Raw genomic sequence first — 17,602 nt, 5'->3', positions numbered from 1 at the left:
CGGCCCTGCGGTTCTGGGGCGGCGGGGGTTTGTGTCGTCCTCCCCCCCCCCCGCCCCCCGCCCCCACCCCCCCCCCCACAACCCCTTCCGCACGTCCGGGCGCGTCAGCCCTCCAGGAAGGCCTTGATCGCGCCGGCCAGCAGGTACGGGTCGTCCGCGCCGCACAGCTCGCGCGCCGAGTGCATGGACAGCGCCGCGATGCCGCAGTCGACCGTCCTGATGCCGAGGCGGGCCGCGGTGATCGGGCCGATCGTCGTGCCGCAGGGCATGGCGTTGTTGGAGACGAACGACTGCCACGGCACGCCGGCCCGCTCGCAGGCCGCCGCGAACACGGCCCGGCCGACGCCGTCGGTCGCGTAGCGGTTGTTGACGTTGACCTTGAGGATCGGGCCGCCGTTCGGCATCGGGTGGTGGCCCGGCTCGTGCCGCTCGGTGTAGTTCGGGTGGATCGCGTGGCCCATGTCCGAGGAGAGGCAGACGGTGCCGGCCAGCGCCCGGGCGCGGTCCTCCGGGGAGCCGCCGCGCGCGTAGACGGTGCGGTCCAGGACGTTGCCGAGCAGCGGGCTCTGCGCGCCGGTGTCCGACTCGCTGCCGGTCTCCTCGTGGTCGAAGGCGGCCAGCACCGGAATGTACGGCAGGTCGGCGGCGCCCTCGGCGGTGGCGACGGCGGCGAGCGCCGCGGTCGCCGCGTGCACGGACAGCAGGTTGTCCAGGCGCGGGCCGGCCAGCAGCTCGCGGTCGCGGCCGAGGTAGGAGGCGGGCTGCACGTCGTGCGTCATGAGGTCCCAGCCGACCACGTCGGCCGGCTCCAGGCCGGCCCGCTGGGCGACGTAGGAGATCAGGCCGCCCTCGTCGACCGGGCCGAGGCCCCAGATCGGGGTGAGGTGGCGCTGCTTGTCGAGCTTCATGCCGTCGTTGACCTGGCGGTCCAGGTGGATCGCCAGCTGCGGCACGCGCAGCAGCGGCTCGTCCAGCTGCACCAGGCGCCAGCTGCCGTCCTTCAGGGCCAGCCGGCCGGACAGGCCGAGGTCCCGGTCGAGCCAGGTGTTCAGCGGGACGCCGCCGTAGATCTCCACCGCGACCTGCCGCCAGCCGGCCGAGCCGGTGTCCGGCACCGGCTTGACCCGCAGGTTCGGCGAGTCGGTGTGCGTCCCGACCACGCGGAAGGGCGTCTCGGGCCCGGCGCCCTCGGGCAGGTACCAGGCGATGAGCGCGCCGCCGCGGATGACGTAGCGCCCACCGGCCGCGGCGTCCCACGCGTCCGTCTCGGCGACCTGCCGGAAGCCCGCCTTCTCCAGCCGCTCGGCGGCGCTCGCGACCGCGTGGTACGGGGAAGGCGAGGTTCCGAGGAACGCGATCAGATCATCGGTGTGCGTCCGGTCGAAGAACGCCTGTCGGGCGGCGGGCGACATACTGCTCCTGAGTCGATGGAGGGTCGGAGCCGAATGGGGGTCGGCTTCGCACCCTGAGCATATGCCCGTACACGGACAGGGCACTCGCAACCTCACAACGGATGCGAAACACAGACACAACCGTGAAGTACCGTCGCCCCCAGCACCTTTCACCCAGTGAACGCCCCTGGTCGCAGACGGTCATCCGCCCGCCGGGGGCCGCGGGCGCCGGCGGTGGCGCGACGGACGGGCCGGGCGGCCGGTTCCGGACCGCGGCGGCGTCCGGTCGACGATACTTCGGTGCAGTGAAGTCACCGTGGGGAGGGGCGCGTTGACCGCAACGACGATGACCGCCGGGGGCGCCGACGACGAGGTCGCCGATCCACCGGCCGGGCCGTCCCGGGGTGCCCGGCGCAGGCGGGTGCTGGTGGGGGTGGCGGTGGCGGCGGCGCTGGTGGCGGTCGGCGGGCTGGGGGCCGCGGCGTTCGTGAAGTCGCCGGCCGAGCGCGCGGCCCGGACGGCGCCGCCGCCGGAGAGCCTGCTCACCGCGCCCGTGGTGAGCCAGGTGCTGACGAGGTCGGTGACGGCGCGGGCGGTGGTGTACCCGCCGGCGCAGTACGACGTGGTGCCGTCGGCCGCGTCGCCGGAGATCACCCGGCTGTTCGTGTCGAAGCTCGGGGTCAGGACCGGGGACACCGCGGCGGCGGGTCGGCTGCTCGCGGAGGTGTCCGGGCAGCCGCTGTTCGCGCTGCCGGGGCCGGTGCCCGCGTACCGGGACGTCAAGCCGGGCGCCACCGGCCCGGACGTCGCCGAACTCCAGGACGCGCTGTCGGGGTTGGGGCACCCGATCGGCGACGACGACAAGGGGACGTTCGGCCCGGGGACGGCGGCGGCGGTGACGGCGTTCTACCGCGGGCTCGGCTACCCGGTGCCGACCACCGGCGCCACAACCCAGCAGGCTGTGGACACGGCGCAGAAGGCGGTGGACGCCGACCGCCGGACGGTGGACGGCCTCACCGCGCGGAAACGGGCCGGCGCCACCCGGGCACCCGCCCCCGCCCCGGCCGCCACACCCGCCACACCGCCGGCACCCCCGGCACCGGGCCCCGGCACCGACATCGACATCGACATCGACATCGACCAGCAACTGGCCGCCGCCAGGAAGCAGTTGGCCGCCGACCAGGTCGCACTGGAGAAGGCCAGGGCGGTGAACGGCCCGATGGTGCCCGCCGCCCACGTGCTGTTCCTGCCCGTGCTCCCGGCCGCCGTCACCGCCGTCAACGGGTCGGTGGGCTCGCCCGCCGCCGGCACGCTGCTGTCGCTGACCAGCGGCGGCCTGGACGTCACCGGCCAGCTGACACCGGGCCAGGCGGCGGGCGTCAAGCCGGGCATGGCCGCGGAGATCCTCGCCGAGGACACCGGCACCACCGTGTCCGGCACGGTCACCGAGGTCGGCGCCCCGACGACCACGCCCCCGGCCGGCAGGGTGATCACCCTCGGCGGCGGAGCGGCGGCACCCGGCGGCGCACCCCCGGGCGGGCCGGGCGCGGCCGGCGGCGCGACGGGCGGCGCCGCCGGGGCACCACCCAACAACGCGGCCGGCACGCCGAGTTACGTCCCCGTCACGATCACCCCGAGCGGCCCGGTCCCACCCGCCCTGAACGGGAAGAACGTCCGCCTCACGATCCGCCGGGACGCGGCGAGCGCCCCCGTCACCGCCGTCCCGGTGGCCGCCGTCTCGACCGACGCCGCCGGACGGACGTCCGTCACCAGGGTCGACGCGGCCGGCACCCGGACCACCGTCCCCGTGAGCACCGGCGTCTCCGCCGACGGCATGGTGGCCGTGACCCCGGCGGACGGCGCCGGACTGCGCCCCGGCGACCGGGTGGTGGTCGGGAAGTGACCCCCGGGCCCCCGGTCATCGCCCTCTCCGGCGTGGGCCGCACCCACCCCGGCCACCCGCCGGTGGTCGCCCTGCGCCCCTGCGACCTGACCGTCCGCCGCGGCGAGTACCTCGCCGTCACCGGCCCGTCCGGCTCCGGCAAGTCCACGCTGCTGCACCTGCTCGGCCTGCTCGACACCCCCACCACCGGCCGCTACGAGCTGGACGGCATCGACACCGGCGGCCTGCGCGACCGGGACCGCTCGACGCTGCGCGGGCGCCGGATCGGCTTCGTCTTCCAGTCCTTCCACCTGCTGGCGCACCGCACCGCGGCGGAGAACGTCGCCCTCGCCCAGGTCTACAACCGCACCCCGCCGCGGGCCCGCCGCGCCGCCGCCCTGGAGGCGCTGCGCCTGGTCGGGCTCGGCCACCGCACGGAGGCGCTGCCCGGCACGATGTCCGGCGGCGAGCGCCAGCGGGTGGCGATCGCCCGCGCCCTGGTGAACCGGCCGAGCCTGCTGCTGTGCGACGAGCCGACCGGGAACCTGGACTCGGCCGGCACGGAGACCGTCCTGGAGCGGTTCGACGCCCTGCACGCCCAGGGCTACACGCTGGTGGTGATCACCCACGACCCGGCCGTCGCCGCGCGCGCCGACCGCCGGGTGGCCATCCGCGACGGCGTGCTGGCCGAGGCCGGGGCGGCGGCCCCGTGAGGCGCCGCCCCGCACTGCCCGGGCCGCCCTCCCGGCTGAGCCCGCGCGACCTCCTCGCCGAGGCGCTCGCCGGCGTCCTGCAGCGCCCCGCCCGCTCGGCGCTGACGATGCTGGGCACCGTGCTGGGCATCGGCGCGTTCGTCGCCGTGCTCGGCCTCACCGCGACGGCCGCCGGCCAGATCGGCGCCCGGTTCAGCCTGACCGCGGCGACCACCGTCACGGTGACCGGCCACCCGCGCACCGACGGCGCCGCCCCCGGCACCAACCCGCCGAGCGACTTCCCCGCGGACACCGACCGGCGCCTCGCCGCGATCGACGGCGTCCGGGCCGGCGGCGTCTGGTGGCCGCTCCCCGGCGCCCCGGCGGTCTCCGCCCGCCCGGACGGCCCGGACGAGGGCGCCGGCCTGTCCGTGTTCGCGGCCACGCCGGGCGCCGTCGCCGCGATGGAGCCGACGCTGACGGCCGGCGTCACCATGGACCCGTTCGTCCAGCGGACGGCGCAGCCGGTGGTGCTGCTGAGCGAGGCCGCGGCGCGGCGCCTCGGGGTGAGCCGGCTGGACGCCCGGCCCGCGGTGTTCATCGACGCCGTCCCGTACACGGTGATCGGCGTCTACGCGGACGTCCGGCGGCAGCCGGGCGCCCTGCTCGGCCTGGTGATCCCCGCCAGTACGGCGCTGGAGCGCTACGGCGACCCGGCCCCGCAGCCGGACCGCGGCGTCCAGGCCCTGGTGGCGACCAGGGTCGGCGCGGCGCCGGTGGTGGCCGCGCAGATCCCGCTCGCCCTGCGGCCGGACGCCCCGCAGGCGTTCACCGTCGTGCCGCCGCCGGACCCGCACGGCCTGCGGGACGGCGTGACCTCCGACCTGACCGGCCTGTTCCTGGGCCTGGCCGGGATCTGCCTGCTGGTCGGCGCGGTCGGCATCGCCAACACGACGCTGGTGGCCGTGCTGGAGCGGACGGAGGAGATCGGGCTGCGCCGCTCGCTGGGCGCGCGCACCGGCCACGTCGCGGCCCAGTTCCTCACCGAGTCGACCGCGCTGGGCACCCTGGGCGGCCTGGTCGGCACGAGCCTCGGCGTGGTGACGGTGGTCGGGGTCGCCGCCGCCCGCGGCTGGACCGCCGTGCTCCAGCCCGCCGCCACCCTGCCGGCCCCGCTGATCGGCACGCTGGTGGGTCTCCTGGCCGGCCTGTACCCGGCGCTCCGGGCGGCCCGCACGGACCCGCTGAAGGCCCTGCGGAGCGGGTGAGCGGGGAATGGCGAAGGGCCCGACCGAGTGGGTCGGGCCCTTCGCCATGAGGGTTTCGCCAGGTGGTTCGGGTAGCGCGAGGGCCTTAGAAGGCCTCCTCCGCCAGGTCCATGATCTCGTTGTCGATGCCCTCGGCGATCAGGCGCTGCGGGGCGACGGTCGGCAGGACGTTCTTGGCGAAGAAGCGGGCCGCCGCGACCTTGCCCTGGTAGAACGGGACGTCCTTCTCCGAGGCGCCGGCCTCCAGCTTGGCCAGGGCCACCGCGGCCTGGCGCAGCAGCAGCCAGCCGACCACGACGTCGCCGGAGACCATCAGCAGGCGGGTGGTGTTGAGGCCCACCTTGTACATGTTCTTGACGTCCTGCTCGACCGAGGAGAGGTCGGCCAGCAGCTTGCCGACGATGCCCTCCAGGTCGCCGGCGGCCTTGGCGAGCAGCTCGCGCTCGGCGGCCAGGGCGTCGCCGCCCTCGGCCGAGGCGAGGAACTTCTGGATCTGCTCGGACAGCGCGGTGAGGGCCTGGCCGCCGTCCTTGACGATCTTGCGGAAGAAGAAGTCCTGGCCCTGGATCGCCGTGGTGCCCTCGTAGAGGGTGTCGATCTTGGCGTCGCGGATGTACTGCTCGATCGGGTACTCCTGCAGGTAGCCGGAGCCACCGAAGGTCTGCAGGGACTGGGCGAGCTGCTCGTAGGACTTCTCCGAGCCGTAGCCCTTGACGATCGGCAGGAGCAGGTCGTTCAGGCGCTCGGCGGCCTCGTCGTGCTCACCGCGCAGCTTGGCGGCCATCATGTCGTCCTGGGTGGACGCGGTGAACAGGACCAACGCACGCATGCCCTCGGCGTAGGCCTTCTGGGTCAGCAGCGAGCGGCGCACGTCCGGGTGGTGGGTGATGGTGACGCGCGGGGCGGTCTTGTCCAGGAACTGCGAGATGTCGGCGCCCTGCACGCGCTCCTTGGCGTACTCCAGGGCGTTCAGGTAGCCGGTGGAGAGGGTGGCGATGGCCTTCGTGCCGACCATCATGCGGGCGAACTCGATGATCTTGAACATCTGGCGGATGCCGTCGACCTTCTCGCCGAGCAGCCAGCCCTTGGCCGGGTGCTTGGCACCGAAGGTCATCTCGCAGGTGTTCGAGGCCTTGAGGCCCATCTTGTGCTCGACGTTGGTGGCGTAGACGCCGTTGCGCTCGCCGAGCTCGCCGGTCTCCCAGTCGAAGTCGAACTTCGGGACGATGAACAGACCGAGGCCCTTGGTGCCCGGCTTACCGCCCTCGGGGCGGGCCAGCACCATGTGGATGATGTTCTCGGACATGTCGTGCTCGCCCGAGGTGATGAAGCGCTTGACGCCCTCGATGTGCCAGGAGCCGTCCTCCTGCCGGATCGCCTTCGTGCGGCCGGCGCCCACGTCGGAGCCCGCGTCGGGCTCGGTGAGGACCATGGTGGAGCCCCACAGGCGGTCGGTCATCCGCTTGGCGACCTCCAGCTGCTCCTCGGTGCCCTCCTCGGCGATGACGCCGGCGAAGGCCGGGCCGGAGGAGTACATCCAGATGGCCGGGTTCGAGCCCAGGATCTGCTCGGCGAAGGCCCAGATCAGCGAGTTCGGGGTGACCTGGCCGCCGATGGACTCCGGGATGCCCAGGCGCCACCACTCGGCGTCCATGAAGGTCTGGTAGCTCTTCTTGAACGTGGCCGGGACCGGGGCGGTGTTGGTCTCCGGGTCGAAGACCGGCGGGTTGCGGTCGGCGTCGACGAAGGACGCGGCGAGGTCGTTCTCGGCGAGGCGCGCGATCTCGCTCAGGATGTTCTTCGCGGTCTCGACGTCCATGTCGGCGAACGGTCCGGTGCCGTACACCTGGTCGCGGCCGAACACCTCGAAGAGGTTGAACTCCACGTCCCGCAGGTTGGACTTGTAGTGACCCATGGCCGTTTTCTCCGGTTCGTCGCTTCCGGGTGACCGCCGCGTTCGGGCGTCCCGTACCCACCAGTAGGCATCATGATGCTACCCAGCGGTAACTTGGGCAAGCCCCCGGCGGTGAATCCGCTATGAACGTGGTCACGTCCCACAAGGCGGGACGACGACTCCTTGTCAGGATCGACGCCAGCACGGGCGGGTGCGCTCCCGCTAGCCTGTCCGTGTGTACGGATATGACCAGAACGCATACCCGGGCGACCCCTACCAGCAGCAGGCGGGTCCGCAGCCGGGCATGAACGGCATGCCCGGCGCCGACGCCTACGGCGCGCAGTCCCAGGCGTCCCAGCAGTCGCTCTACCCGGAACCGTCCCCGCCGTCCCTCGCGGACGCCGTCCGGGCCTTCACCACCGGGTCGATGGCCGTCGAGGACTTCCAGGCCATCTTCATCACCTCCAAGGTGCACTGCCCGCGCGGTGAGCGCCCCGGCTTCCTGGCGCTGCACAACACGCCCACGCCGGTGATCCCGATGTTCAGCTCGCTGAAGGAGCTGCGCCGCTACGCCGGCAAGGACTCCAAGCACTTCACCGTGACCGGCGCCGAGGTCCTGGACCTCCTGCCGACCGGCTACGGCTTCGCACTGGACATGGAGGGCGAGCACCGGATGGTCTTCGACGCGAAGGCCGTGGAGCAGATGGTGGACTTCACCATGCGCCGCATGTACGGCTGAGACAGCCTGGAGCGGGACGTCCGAAGCAGGAGCCGAACCCCGCCGCACCCACATAGTTCAACTTTCAACTTGCTACTTGTTGAGAATTGAACTACTCTCGTGGACGTAGGCCAGAGGAACCCCCCGAAGGAGGCCGACATGCCCGCCGTGACCGTCGAGAACCCGCTGACCCTCCCGCGCGTCGCCACCCCCGACCCCGCCGCCACCAGTGCACGGCCCGTCCTCACCGTGGTCACCGCGCCCGAGGGCTTCGAGGGCGAGGGCTTCCCGGTGCGCCGCGCCTTCGCCAAGATCAACACCAAGTACCTCGACCCGTTCATCATGATGGACCAGATGGGCGAGGTGGAGTACGCCGCCGGCGAGCCCAAGGGCACGCCCTGGCACCCGCACCGCGGCTTCGAGACGGTCACCTACCTGATCGACGGCGAGTTCATCCACAAGGACTCGCACGGCGGCGGCGGCCACCTCGGCGGCGGCGACACCCAGTGGATGACGGCCGGCTCCGGCATCCTGCACATCGAGACCCCGCCGGAGTCGCTGGTGCTGTCCGGCGGCCTGTTCCACGGCATCCAGCTGTGGGTCAACCTCCCGGCGTCCGACAAGATGACCGCCCCGCGCTACCAGGACATCCACGGCGGCCACGTCAAGCTGCTCTCCACCCCGGACGGCGGCTCGATCCTGCGGCTGATCGCGGGCGAGCTGGGCGGGTACCAGGGGCCGGGCGTCACCCACACCCCGATCACCCTGCTGCACGCCACCGTCACCCCGGGCGCTCAGGTCACCCTGCCGTGGAAGCAGGACTTCAACGCGCTGGCGTACGTCCTGAACGGCGACGGCACGATCGGCGCCGAGCGCCGGCCGATCCGCAGCGGACAGGCCGCGGTGTTCGGCGAGGGCGACACGATCACCATCGCCGCCGACGCCAAGCAGGACTCCCGGCACCCCAACCTGGACGTCATCCTCCTGGGCGGGCAGCCGATCCGGGAGCCGGTCGCCTGGTACGGGCCGTTCGTCATGAACAGCCACCGCGAGCTGGAGCAGGCCATGCGGGACTTCCAGTCCGGCAGCTTCGGCCACCCGGTCGACTGACCGGACCCGCGGACCCGGACGCCTCGGTCGCCTACAGCAGCGCGTAGACGGCCGAGGCGTCGTCCTGCGCCTTGCCGCGCGGCCACCGCTCGCACGCGGCGTCCGCCCGCTCGACCTCGCGGACCTGGGCGATCAGCTCCCCCGGTCCCGACTCGGCGAGCAGCCGCAGGGCGTCCGCCCAGCTGCCCAGGCCGAAGCGCTCGGTGTAGCGCGAGGCGCCGTCGGTCAGCGCCGCCAGCGCCCGCAGGCGCTCCAGCCGGACGAAGCCCGTCTCGGCGTGCCCGGCCGCGCGCGGGCTGGCCGCGGCGATCCACGGGCCGTTCCCGGTGTTGCGCGCGGCGCGGACGGCGAGCGCGTACTCCATGTGCAGCGCGGCCCGCTCGGTGGAGCCGGGCACGGTCTGCCAGATCTGCCGGCGCAGGCCCTCGCCGCCGGGGAAGCGCTGGTTGTCCCCGATCACCCGCGGCGGGCCGTCCTTGAACTCCAGCACCAGCAGCGAGTCGCCGAGCACCAGGTACTCCAGCGACTCGCCGTGCCGCCGCGCGGCGACGACCATCGCGGCGGGCGTGTTCGGGTGGGCCAGGTCGCACCGGCCGCCGTGCAGCGCGGCCGTCTCGACGATGGCGTCGGCCAGGCACTCGGCGATCGAGCGGTCCACCCGGTCGGTGAGCCGGGCGAGCAGGTGCACGCCCAGCCGGCGGACGTACCAGGCCGTCCCGTGCCGGCAGCCGGACTCCAGGCCGGCCGGTGAGCTCGCACCGTCCAGCAGTACCAGCGCTTCCGGCGAAGCCGCCGCGAAGTCCTCGCTCTCGCGGCCGGGCCGCCGTGCTTCCCCTGCGAGCTGTAGCTGCATCCCGACAGTGTGGCCGCCTCCCCCGGCCCGCGCCCAGACCCTTGCGCCGGTGTGGCGCGAGCCGGGGCCCTCGGGGTGACCGGCGTCCGGTGGCAGCCGGGGCAATCCGGCCATACCGTCGGATACCGAGTGGACAATTCGGCCAATCAGGGCCGGTCGGGTTTGCGGTCCACCTTCGGGTGGCGGGCCGCACCCGGGACTGACGGTTCCGGCGGCCCCGCCCCCGACGGCTCCCGATCGACGAGGAGCGGGACATGTTCTGGCAGTTCATCGTGGTGCTGGCGGCCGGGCTCGGCTTCCCGACCGCCGCACTGCTCTTCCTGATCGGCGGGCCGCGCTTCCCCGACGAGGAGCGCGGGCCCGAGCGGCCGCGCGGCTGACCGCCCGGCGGGGTCCGGGGCCCCGCCGGCTCAGGGCGTCCAGGCCGGGTCGCGGCCGAGCAGCGCCAGCGCGCGCTCGAACGGCCCGTGGGCGCCGTCCTGCCGGAGGCGCTCGCGGAACGCGCGGTCCGGCCCGCGGCTCTCCGGCCCGGCCGGGACCAGCTCGGACACCGACACCAGCGCCCCGGCCAGCACCGGGTCGGCGTCGACGGCCGCGGCGAGGCCGGACGGCGCGCCGAGGGCGGCCGCGACGTCCCAGCCGTGCACCAGCGTGTCGACGAGCTGGAAGCCCACCGCCAGCTCCAGCGGGAACGGGCCGCCGTCGCGGATCTCGGGCAGCCACAGCTTGCGGTCCGCCGCGGCGGCCTCGGCGAACGCCGCCTTGAGGTCCTCCGCCGTGCGCCGGAAGGCGCCAGCCGGGTCGTCGCCCACCGGGGCGTCGGCCCACAGCGCGAGGTCCGGCCCGGCGCCGCGCGCGGCGGCGGCGAAGCCCTGGTGCTGGCCGACCACGTGTTCCATCAGCCGGCGCAGGTTCCAGTCCCCGCACGGGGTCGCCAGCTCCAGGTGCTCCGGCGTGACGGTGTCGACGACCTCGGCGGCCAGTTCCACCGAGCGGGCGTACAGCGCTGTCAGTTCCATCGGATCGCACTCTCCTGGCCGGCGGCCACGCAGCCGACGGCTTGGTCGATGACGGTGGGTTCGGTGACGATCCTGCGGTGGCCCGGCCCCGGGTGAGCAGCAGGCCGGGGCGGCCGCCGTGGGCGGCCTTGAGCCGGTGGGCGTGGTCCGGGCCGACCGCGGTGTCGCCCTCATCGTGCACGACGGGGATCCGGGCGTCGATCTCTTTCGGACTCTTCCCGGACGGTGAGCGGCGTCGAGGCGAGCTGCCACGGGTTCTCGACTCCGGCGAACGGCTCGCACTCCAGACGATGCGTCAAGCCCCGTTCCACTGCGGCATTGAGGCCCGGACCAGCCGACACCCCCTAGAGCGGGCGCTTCGCCAACTCCGTTTCCAGGAAGGCGGCGAAGGACAGCAGGGATTCGTCCCGCCCTGCCGCGCCGACGAGTTGGAGGCCCAGCGGCAGCCCGTCCGCCGTCCGTCCGGCGGGCAGGCTCACGGCGGGCAGGCCCAGGTGGCTCCACGGCAGCGACATCACCCCGTCCCCCGTGCCGTGCAGGCCCTTCGGCGCCCCGCCGGTGGCGGACGGCGCCAGCCAGAGGTCCACCGCGTGCTCGCGCATCGACCCGGCGACCAGCTCGCGCAGGTGCTCGCGCGCCCGCAGCGCGGCCTCGTGGTCCTCCGGCGCGACGGCCTGGCCCTGCCGGATGCTCGCGACCGTCTCCGGGCGGTAGAGGGAGCCGAAGCGGGCGAACCAGTCGGCGTGGCTGCGGGCCAGCTCGAAGCGGTTGACCGTCTGCAACTGCCGGACGATCTCCTCGAACCCGATCCCGAAGCCCAGCCGCCGCACCGTCATCCCGGCCGCCTCGAAGCGCTCCACCTGCGCGTCGTACGCCCGCAGCGCCTCCGCGTCGGCCCGCTCCAGGTACCGGCGGTCCGGCACGCCGAGCACCGGCGGCCTCCGGACGGCGCCCGCCCCGGCCCGCTCCCAGCCGTCGCAGAGCAGTCCGGCCGCCAGGGCCGCCCCGGCCACGTCCGCGGCGAACACGCCCAGCGTGTCGAAGGACGGCGCGTTCGGGATCACCCCCGTCATCGGGATCCGCCCGTACGTCGGCCGGAAGCCCACCACCCCGCAGTACGCGGCGGGCCGGATCACCGAGCCGACCGTCTGCGTCCCGACCGCGAGCGTCACCAGCCCGGCCGCGACCGCCGCCGCCGAACCGCTGCTCGACCCGCCCGGGGTGTGGTCCGGGTGGTGCGGATTGCGGGTCGGCCCCGGCGCGGTGGCCGCGAACTCGGCCGTCGCCGTCTTGCCCGCCACGAGCGCCCCGGCCGCCCGCAGCCGGTCCACGACGACGGCCTGCGGCCCGGCGAGCACGCCCGGCGGCAGGGCGGATCCGGCGTGGGTGGGCAGGCCGTCCACGTGGATGATGTCCTTGATCCCGACCGCCACCCCGTACAGCGGCGGCCGCCCGGCCGGCCCGGGGTACCTGCGGGCCAGCGCGCGGGCCTCCTCGTGCAGCCGGTGGTGGCGCCCCGGCTCGGGGACGAAGGCGTGGATCAGCGGGTCGATGCGCTCGACGCGGGCGCACAGCCGCTCGACGTACTCGGTCAACGGCGGGTCACCGGCGCGCAGTTCGGCGGCCTCGCGGGTCAGCGACCGGGGCCGGACAAGGGGTTCCTCCATGCCGATCACGGTAGCCCGCGCGCCGGGGGCGCTACTGGTGCTCGGCGCCCAGGTACGGCGACTCGCGCAGGAAGTACGCCCCGCAGGTGTGGCAGCAGAGTTCGGGGGTCTTCCCCCAGTCCACCGCGTCCCGGACCGGCGCCCCCGCCTCCAGCTCCCGGCCGCACATCGCGACCTGCTCGGCACCCCGGACCACGTGCCACAGCCGCACCCCGTCCGACGGACCGCCGGCGCCGTACTCGGCTCGCATCTGGTGCATCATGCCCCCATCGTCCGACCCCCCGAACGGCCCGGCAACCGGGGCGGACCCGGGCCGGACCACGGGCCGCACCGAGCGTCCCTTTATATCGATCGTATTTCGACAGCCCCTGATCGAGATCAGGCCACCACCGGCCGGTATGGTTCGCGGGCGCGACCACCGCCGACGCCCCGCCGTCGCCGCCCCAAGTCGCCTGAAAACGGACAGAATTCACCCAAAGCTGGAGCATTGACCGTGCGCTCTTCCCGCCTCCTGGCCGCGTCCACCCTCGTGGCGCTCTCGCTCGGCGCCACGGTTGGCACCGCCACCGCGAGCGCCGTCGGCATCACGCCGACCCCGACCGCCACCGAGACCTCCACCTCGACGGCCACCCCGGGCACCCCGGCGCCGACCGCCCCCACGGGCGCGCCGACCACCAAGCCGACCGGCCTGCCCAACCCGACGCCGACCAACAGCGACCGCTGCAACGGCGGCGTCTACCAGAGCGGGCTCCTCAAGGTCACCGGCACCGGCCTGTACGGCACCACCCTGGTCAAGGGCGGCCCGGCCGCCGAGGTCAGCCTGACCTGGGAGAACAACAGCGGCGTCGACCTGCCGGTCGTTCACAACTCGCTCTACCTCACCGACGAGATGCAGGAGCGCCCGGTCGACTGGAGCCCGGAGTTCTTCACCGTCCAGCTGAAGACCGCCGGCGGCTGGAAGCAGCTGACCGACAAGGACCGCGTCCTGCAGATGCAGGACTTCAAGCTGGCCAAGGGCGAGAAGTTCACCGTCCAGCTGCGGATCGCCGCCAACGCCAAGGCCCCGGCCGGCAAGTACGGCGGCAACTACGAGGCCGGCTCGGACGCGTTCGACAACGACAAGGTCCCCACCCCGGCCAACACCAAGCCGAACGCCTGCACCCAGTTCCTCGCCGACTTCGAGGGCAACTTCCAGGTCGCCGAGGCGGGTGCCGCCACCGCCCCGGCCACCGCCGCCCCGGCCACCCCGGCCACCGCCGCCTCCGCGTCGCCGTCCGCCCCGGCCGCCGCGGGCCCGCACCTGGCCGAGACCGGTGCCTCGTCCACCACCCTGCCGATCGCCGTCGGCGGTGCCGCGGTGCTCGTCGCGGGCGCCGGCACCCTGTTCTTCCTGCGCCGTCGCAAGGCCGGCACGAACAGCTGACCAATTCACCGGGGGGCGGGGACAACCGTTCCCGCCCCCCGGTGGTCTTCCCAGCCGGAGTAGCGACACCCGACCCCACCGCTGGAGCCCCGACCATGCGTTCCCCCCGGTTGCCCGCCGCCTGCGCCCTGCTCGTGCTCACCACCGGCACGGTCGCCGCCGGCGCCGCCCCGGCCCTCGCCGACCCGGCCCCCACGACCTCGGCGGGCCCGACCGCCCCGGCCACCGGGGAACCGACCGCGCCCGCCACCACTGCGGCGGCGACGCCCACCGCGACCGGCACGCCCACCGCCGCCGTGACCCCGACGGCCACCGGCTCGCCGTGGCCCTACAACTGCCCCGAGGGCCCGATGGCCGCCCCGATGCCGGCCACCGCCGCCGGCCCGGCCGGCGGCGCCGTGGTGACCGGCGGAGCACCCGGCGAGCTCTCGGTGACCTTCGACAACACCAGCAGCGCCACGGTCCGCGAGCTGGCCACGACCTTCACGCTGGCCGGCAAGGACGGCGCGGCCACCGGGCTCGACGTCAAGCTGCGCGCGCCCGGCGGCGACTGGAAGCCGCTCACGGGGACGAACACCGGCACCTACGGGATCGAGCACGGCCAGAAGCTGACCCTCCAGGTGCGGGTGACGGCCGGAGCGGGCGCGGCGCCCGGGGACTACCGCTTCGCGTTCGCGGCCAGGTCCGAGGTGCTGCCGATCGGTTCGGCCCCGGCGAAGAAGTACACCTGCCCCCAGCTGACCGCGAGCACCGGCGGCACCTTCACGGTGACCGACCACGCCCCGGCCGGCGCCTCCGGCGCCACCGCCCCGGCCGCCGCACCGAGCCCCGCCCGCACCGCCGACCGGCTCGCCGACACCGGCGGCGGCACCGGCTCCACCCCCATCGCGGTCACCGGCGCCGCCACCATCGCGCTGGGCGCCGCCCTCCTGCTGCTCACCCGCCGCCGCACCACCGCGGTCGAAGAGGACTGATCCGGGGGGCGACTACGACGCCGCCTGGAGCAGCGCGCCGTCCTGCCACTTGAGGATCTTGTCGAAGCTCACGATCGCCCCCCGCAGGGGGTGGTTGCGGAGCTGGACGTGGTCGGTGAGCGCGTGGATGAGGAAGAGGCCCCGGCCGGATTCGGCGGTGAGGTCGGGGAGGGTGTCGAGGTCCACCGGACGCAGCGTCGGGGGCTGGGGGCGACAGGGCAGGACGTGGGTGTCGTAGGGGCGGCCGTCGCGGCGCGGGCGGTGCCCGGTCAGCACCCGGGCGGGGACGGTCGCGCGACCGCGGCGGGAGCGGCGCGGGGCCGGGTGGGCCTGCGCCTGGGGCGGGGCCGGCGGGCGGCGCCGGGGCAGCGGCGAGGGGGCCGCGGTCGGCGCGGGCAGGCCCGGGCCGGAGTCGGTGACCTCGATCCGCAGGCGGTCGCCGCAGATCGACGCGGTGACCTGGAAGCCCTCGTCGGGCCGCCCGCCGGCGCCGTGCTCGACGGCGTTGGCGCAGGCCTCGCTGAGCGCGACGCCGAGGTCGTCGGCGATCTGCGGGTCGACGCCCGCCGTCGCCATGGCACCGAGCAGGATGCGCCGGGCCAGCGGGACGCTGGCCGGGTCGCGCTTGAGGTGCAGAGTCCACCAGATGTCCACGGGAGGTCCCTCCTGGCTGCGGCTCCACATACAACTAGGTATCTCCGGCCGTTCCGCCGGTGAACCGTGACGGAGGTCCGCGACCGCCCGTTCGGCGGATGGACTGGCGCGGTGGTCTGTGCCGAGCGGCGCACACGCGAGCGCACGCGCCTCGGCCGGACGGGGGATTCGTAGGCATTTCCCACCCTGCCCCCGGTGGCGTGGTAGGCGATGAGATGATGGCCCGGCCATGACTGCCCTCGCCGCCGCCCCGCACCCGGGCGCCCCCGCACCGGACGCGCCGGTGGGGGCCGCCGCCTGGGACCTGCGGCTTGCCAGGGCCGTTCCGTTCGCCCTCGTCTGCACCCTGATCGCGGCCGCCGGGCACGCCCTGACGGGCGGCGGCGACGTCGCCCCGCCCGCCCTCGCGACGGGCTTCGCGGCGGTGCTGGTGCTCGCGGTGGCGTTCGGCGGGCGGGAGCGTTCGCTGGCGGCCATCGCCGGTGCACTGGGCGCGGGCCAGCTGGGTCTACACTGCCTCTTCCACGGCTTCGGCGCCCTCGTCGGCGACTCCGGCGCCGCGTCGATGGCCGGGATGCACCACGGCGCTTCCGGCCCGCTGACCCTGCCGCAGGTGGCCGGCCGGCTGATCTGCAACGAGGCGCACCCGGGCACGCTGACCGGGCTGCCTGGCGGTCCGACGGCCGAGCAGCTGGTGTCGTCGGCCGGGCTGGACCCGGCCGCGTTCCCGGCCGTGCCGTGGTGGCAGGGCGGCGTGTTCGGCATGACGCCGGCGATGCTGGCGGGCCACCTGGCCGCGGCCCTGGTGGCCGGCTGGTGGCTGCGGCGCGGCGAGGCGGCGCTGTGGCGGCTGGTGCGGGTGGCCGCGACGGCCGCGCGCGAGCACTGGGCGGCGCCCCTGCGGTCGGCGTTCGCGCTGGTCGCGGCGCTGCTGCGGGGTCTGTTCGGGGCGGCGGGCCCGGCCCGCCGGTTCGGTGTCCGGGGCGGGGAGCACCCGCTGCCCGGGGGTGCCGTGCTGCGGCACAGCGTGGTGCGGCGCGGGCCGCCGGCCGGGGTGTTCGCGTACTGACCGGCCCCCTGGTGCCCCGTTCCTGCCGGGCACCGGGCGTGCGCAGGTCGCCGGGCCGCACCCGCGTTCACGTCGCGGCGGTCCGTGCGCCGTTCCACCCCCACACGTCCCCACGCGCGGACCCCGACCGGGCCTGATCCCGGCGGGCCGGTCCGCCGAGCTCCGAACGGAGACCCCGAACCCATGCGTTCCCTTCCCACCCGCCGCATCGCCGCCGCCCTCGCCGTCGCCGCCACCTCCGTCGTGGTGCTGGCCGGACCGGCCTTCGCGCACGTCACCGTGAACCCGGGCTCGGCCGCCCAGGGCGGTTACACGGCCGTCGACTTCCGGGTGCCGAACGAGAGCGACTCGGCGAGCACCGTGAAGCTCGAGGTCAACCTCCCGCTGGACCACCCGCTCGCCTCGGTCCGGACGCTGCCGATGCCGGGCTGGACCGCGACCGTCGAGAAGGCCAAGCTCGACAAGCCGATCAAGGTGCACGGCGCCGACGTCAACGAGGCCGTCTCCAGGATCACCTGGACCGCCGACGCCGGCACCAAGATCGCCCCCGGGCAGTTCCAGGAGTTCCGCGTCTCGCTCGGCCCGCTGCCGTCCGACGCCGACAGCATGGCCTTCAAGGCCCTGCAGACCTACGACAACGGCGACGTCGTCCGCTGGATCGACGAGTCCCAGGCCGGCCAGCCCGAGCCGGCCCACCCCGCGCCCGTCCTGAAGCTCACCAAGGCCGCCGGCGACGACGGCCACGGCGTCTCCGCCACCGCCTCCCCGGCCGCGGGCGGCCACGGGCACGGCGACAGCGCCGACCAGGCCCAGGCCTCGGACGGCGACAAGAAGAGCAGCGACTCCACCGCCCGGGTGCTCGGCGTCGTCGGCATCGTCGTCGGCGTGATCGGCACCGCCGTCGGCGTGATCGGCCTGCGCCGCAAGAGCGGCACCGCCTCCTGACCCCCGCGCCGGCGGGGCCGCTCCCGCACCCCGGGAGCGGCCC

The 17,602-nt window shown here is 74.8% G+C and carries 17 protein-coding genes; 10 read left to right on the top strand and 7 right to left on the bottom strand.

Annotation, left to right across the window (positions count from 1 at the left end; all coding sequences use genetic code 11):
• Positions 1-104 precede the first annotated feature (104 nt).
• Positions 105-1,412, bottom strand: a complete 1,308-nt coding sequence (locus ACFV4F_RS38500) for a M18 family aminopeptidase (protein WP_380440717.1) — start codon at positions 1,410-1,412, stop codon at positions 105-107.
• A gap of 310 nt (positions 1,413-1,722) precedes the next feature.
• Between ACFV4F_RS38500 and ACFV4F_RS38495 the strand changes: the two genes are divergently transcribed.
• Genes ACFV4F_RS38495 through ACFV4F_RS38485 form a run of 3 tightly spaced genes read left to right on the top strand, consistent with a single transcriptional unit; the run spans position 1,723 to position 5,233 of the window.
• Entirely contained in the window at positions 1,723-3,294 is a 1,572-nt protein-coding gene (locus ACFV4F_RS38495) for a peptidoglycan-binding protein (protein WP_380509814.1), read from the top strand.
• Complete coding sequence (locus ACFV4F_RS38490) at positions 3,291-3,986, top strand: ABC transporter ATP-binding protein (protein WP_380497145.1); 696 nt, start codon at positions 3,291-3,293, stop codon at positions 3,984-3,986. The genes ACFV4F_RS38495 and ACFV4F_RS38490 overlap by 4 nt, the downstream gene beginning before the upstream one ends.
• Positions 3,983-5,233 (top strand): ABC transporter permease, encoded by a 1,251-nt coding sequence (locus ACFV4F_RS38485; RefSeq protein ID WP_380509810.1) that lies wholly within the window; start codon positions 3,983-3,985, stop codon positions 5,231-5,233. Before ACFV4F_RS38490 ends, ACFV4F_RS38485 begins: the two co-directional genes overlap by 4 nt.
• Positions 5,234-5,318: 85 nt before the next feature.
• Here ACFV4F_RS38485 and ACFV4F_RS38480 read toward each other — a convergent pair whose 3' ends face one another.
• Positions 5,319-7,148, bottom strand: a complete 1,830-nt coding sequence (locus ACFV4F_RS38480) for an acyl-CoA dehydrogenase (RefSeq protein WP_380440725.1) — start codon at positions 7,146-7,148, stop codon at positions 5,319-5,321.
• Positions 7,149-7,362: 214 nt separating this feature from the next.
• Between ACFV4F_RS38480 and ACFV4F_RS38475 the strand changes: the two genes are divergently transcribed.
• Positions 7,363-7,866, top strand: a complete 504-nt coding sequence (locus ACFV4F_RS38475; RefSeq protein WP_380440727.1) for an SseB family protein — start codon at positions 7,363-7,365, stop codon at positions 7,864-7,866.
• A 138-nt stretch (positions 7,867-8,004) separates the two neighbouring features.
• Entirely contained in the window at positions 8,005-8,955 is a 951-nt protein-coding gene (locus ACFV4F_RS38470) for a pirin family protein (RefSeq protein ID WP_380440729.1), read from the top strand.
• A gap of 31 nt (positions 8,956-8,986) precedes the next feature.
• On the opposite strand, the gene ACFV4F_RS38465 is transcribed toward ACFV4F_RS38470, so the two are convergent.
• A complete protein-coding gene (locus ACFV4F_RS38465) occupies positions 8,987-9,808 on the bottom strand; it encodes an integrase (protein ID WP_380440731.1) in 822 nt (273 codons plus the stop codon).
• Between the two features lie 254 nt (positions 9,809-10,062).
• Between ACFV4F_RS38465 and ACFV4F_RS38460 the strand changes: the two genes are divergently transcribed.
• Positions 10,063-10,188: a hypothetical protein gene (locus ACFV4F_RS38460; protein ID WP_380497141.1), complete on the top strand. Its 126-nt coding sequence runs from the start codon at positions 10,063-10,065 to the stop codon at positions 10,186-10,188.
• Between the two features lie 30 nt (positions 10,189-10,218).
• On the opposite strand, the gene ACFV4F_RS38455 is transcribed toward ACFV4F_RS38460, so the two are convergent.
• The 3 genes from ACFV4F_RS38455 to ACFV4F_RS38445 all read right to left on the bottom strand — a co-directional run bounded on the left by ACFV4F_RS38455 (position 10,219) and on the right by ACFV4F_RS38445 (position 12,756).
• Positions 10,219-10,827, bottom strand: a complete 609-nt coding sequence (locus ACFV4F_RS38455; protein ID WP_380440735.1) for a TIGR03086 family metal-binding protein — start codon at positions 10,825-10,827, stop codon at positions 10,219-10,221.
• Between the two features lie 344 nt (positions 10,828-11,171).
• On the bottom strand, positions 11,172-12,494 hold the full coding sequence (locus tag ACFV4F_RS38450; protein WP_380509807.1) for an amidase: 1,323 nt from the start codon (positions 12,492-12,494) through the stop codon (positions 11,172-11,174).
• Between the two features lie 31 nt (positions 12,495-12,525).
• Positions 12,526-12,756 (bottom strand): hypothetical protein, encoded by a 231-nt coding sequence (locus ACFV4F_RS38445; RefSeq protein ID WP_380440739.1) that lies wholly within the window; start codon positions 12,754-12,756, stop codon positions 12,526-12,528.
• Positions 12,757-12,987: 231 nt separating this feature from the next.
• Between ACFV4F_RS38445 and ACFV4F_RS38440 the strand changes: the two genes are divergently transcribed.
• Positions 12,988-13,917 carry an LAETG motif-containing sortase-dependent surface protein gene (locus ACFV4F_RS38440; RefSeq protein ID WP_380509804.1) on the top strand — a complete coding sequence of 310 codons (930 nt, stop codon included), beginning with the start codon at positions 12,988-12,990 and terminating at the stop codon, positions 13,915-13,917.
• Positions 13,918-14,012: 95 nt separating this feature from the next.
• Complete coding sequence (locus ACFV4F_RS38435; protein WP_380509801.1) at positions 14,013-14,891, top strand: NEW3 domain-containing protein; 879 nt, start codon at positions 14,013-14,015, stop codon at positions 14,889-14,891.
• Positions 14,892-14,903: 12 nt separating this feature from the next.
• Here the strand turns inward: ACFV4F_RS38435 and ACFV4F_RS38430 are convergent, their stop codons facing one another.
• The gene (locus ACFV4F_RS38430) at positions 14,904-15,545 is read right to left on the bottom strand and encodes an ATP-binding protein (RefSeq protein ID WP_380440745.1); all 642 of its coding nucleotides are present in this window, start codon (positions 15,543-15,545) and stop codon (positions 14,904-14,906) included.
• A 229-nt stretch (positions 15,546-15,774) separates the two neighbouring features.
• Here ACFV4F_RS38430 and ACFV4F_RS38425 point away from each other — a divergent pair, with 229 nt between their 5' ends.
• Together ACFV4F_RS38425 and ACFV4F_RS38420 are read left to right on the top strand one after the other, a co-directional pair.
• Entirely contained in the window at positions 15,775-16,614 is an 840-nt protein-coding gene (locus ACFV4F_RS38425) for a hypothetical protein (RefSeq protein ID WP_380440747.1), read from the top strand.
• A gap of 183 nt (positions 16,615-16,797) precedes the next feature.
• Positions 16,798-17,559, top strand: a complete 762-nt coding sequence (locus ACFV4F_RS38420; protein ID WP_380440748.1) for a YcnI family protein — start codon at positions 16,798-16,800, stop codon at positions 17,557-17,559.
• Positions 17,560-17,602: the final 43 nt, after the last annotated feature.

The sequence above is a fragment of the Kitasatospora sp. NPDC059722 genome (assembly GCF_042733235.1).
Lineage (GTDB): Bacteria > Actinomycetota > Actinomycetes > Streptomycetales > Streptomycetaceae > Kitasatospora.
The sequence above is the reverse complement of the archived record's forward strand: the minus strand, read 5'-3'. Positions and strand labels throughout refer to the sequence as shown.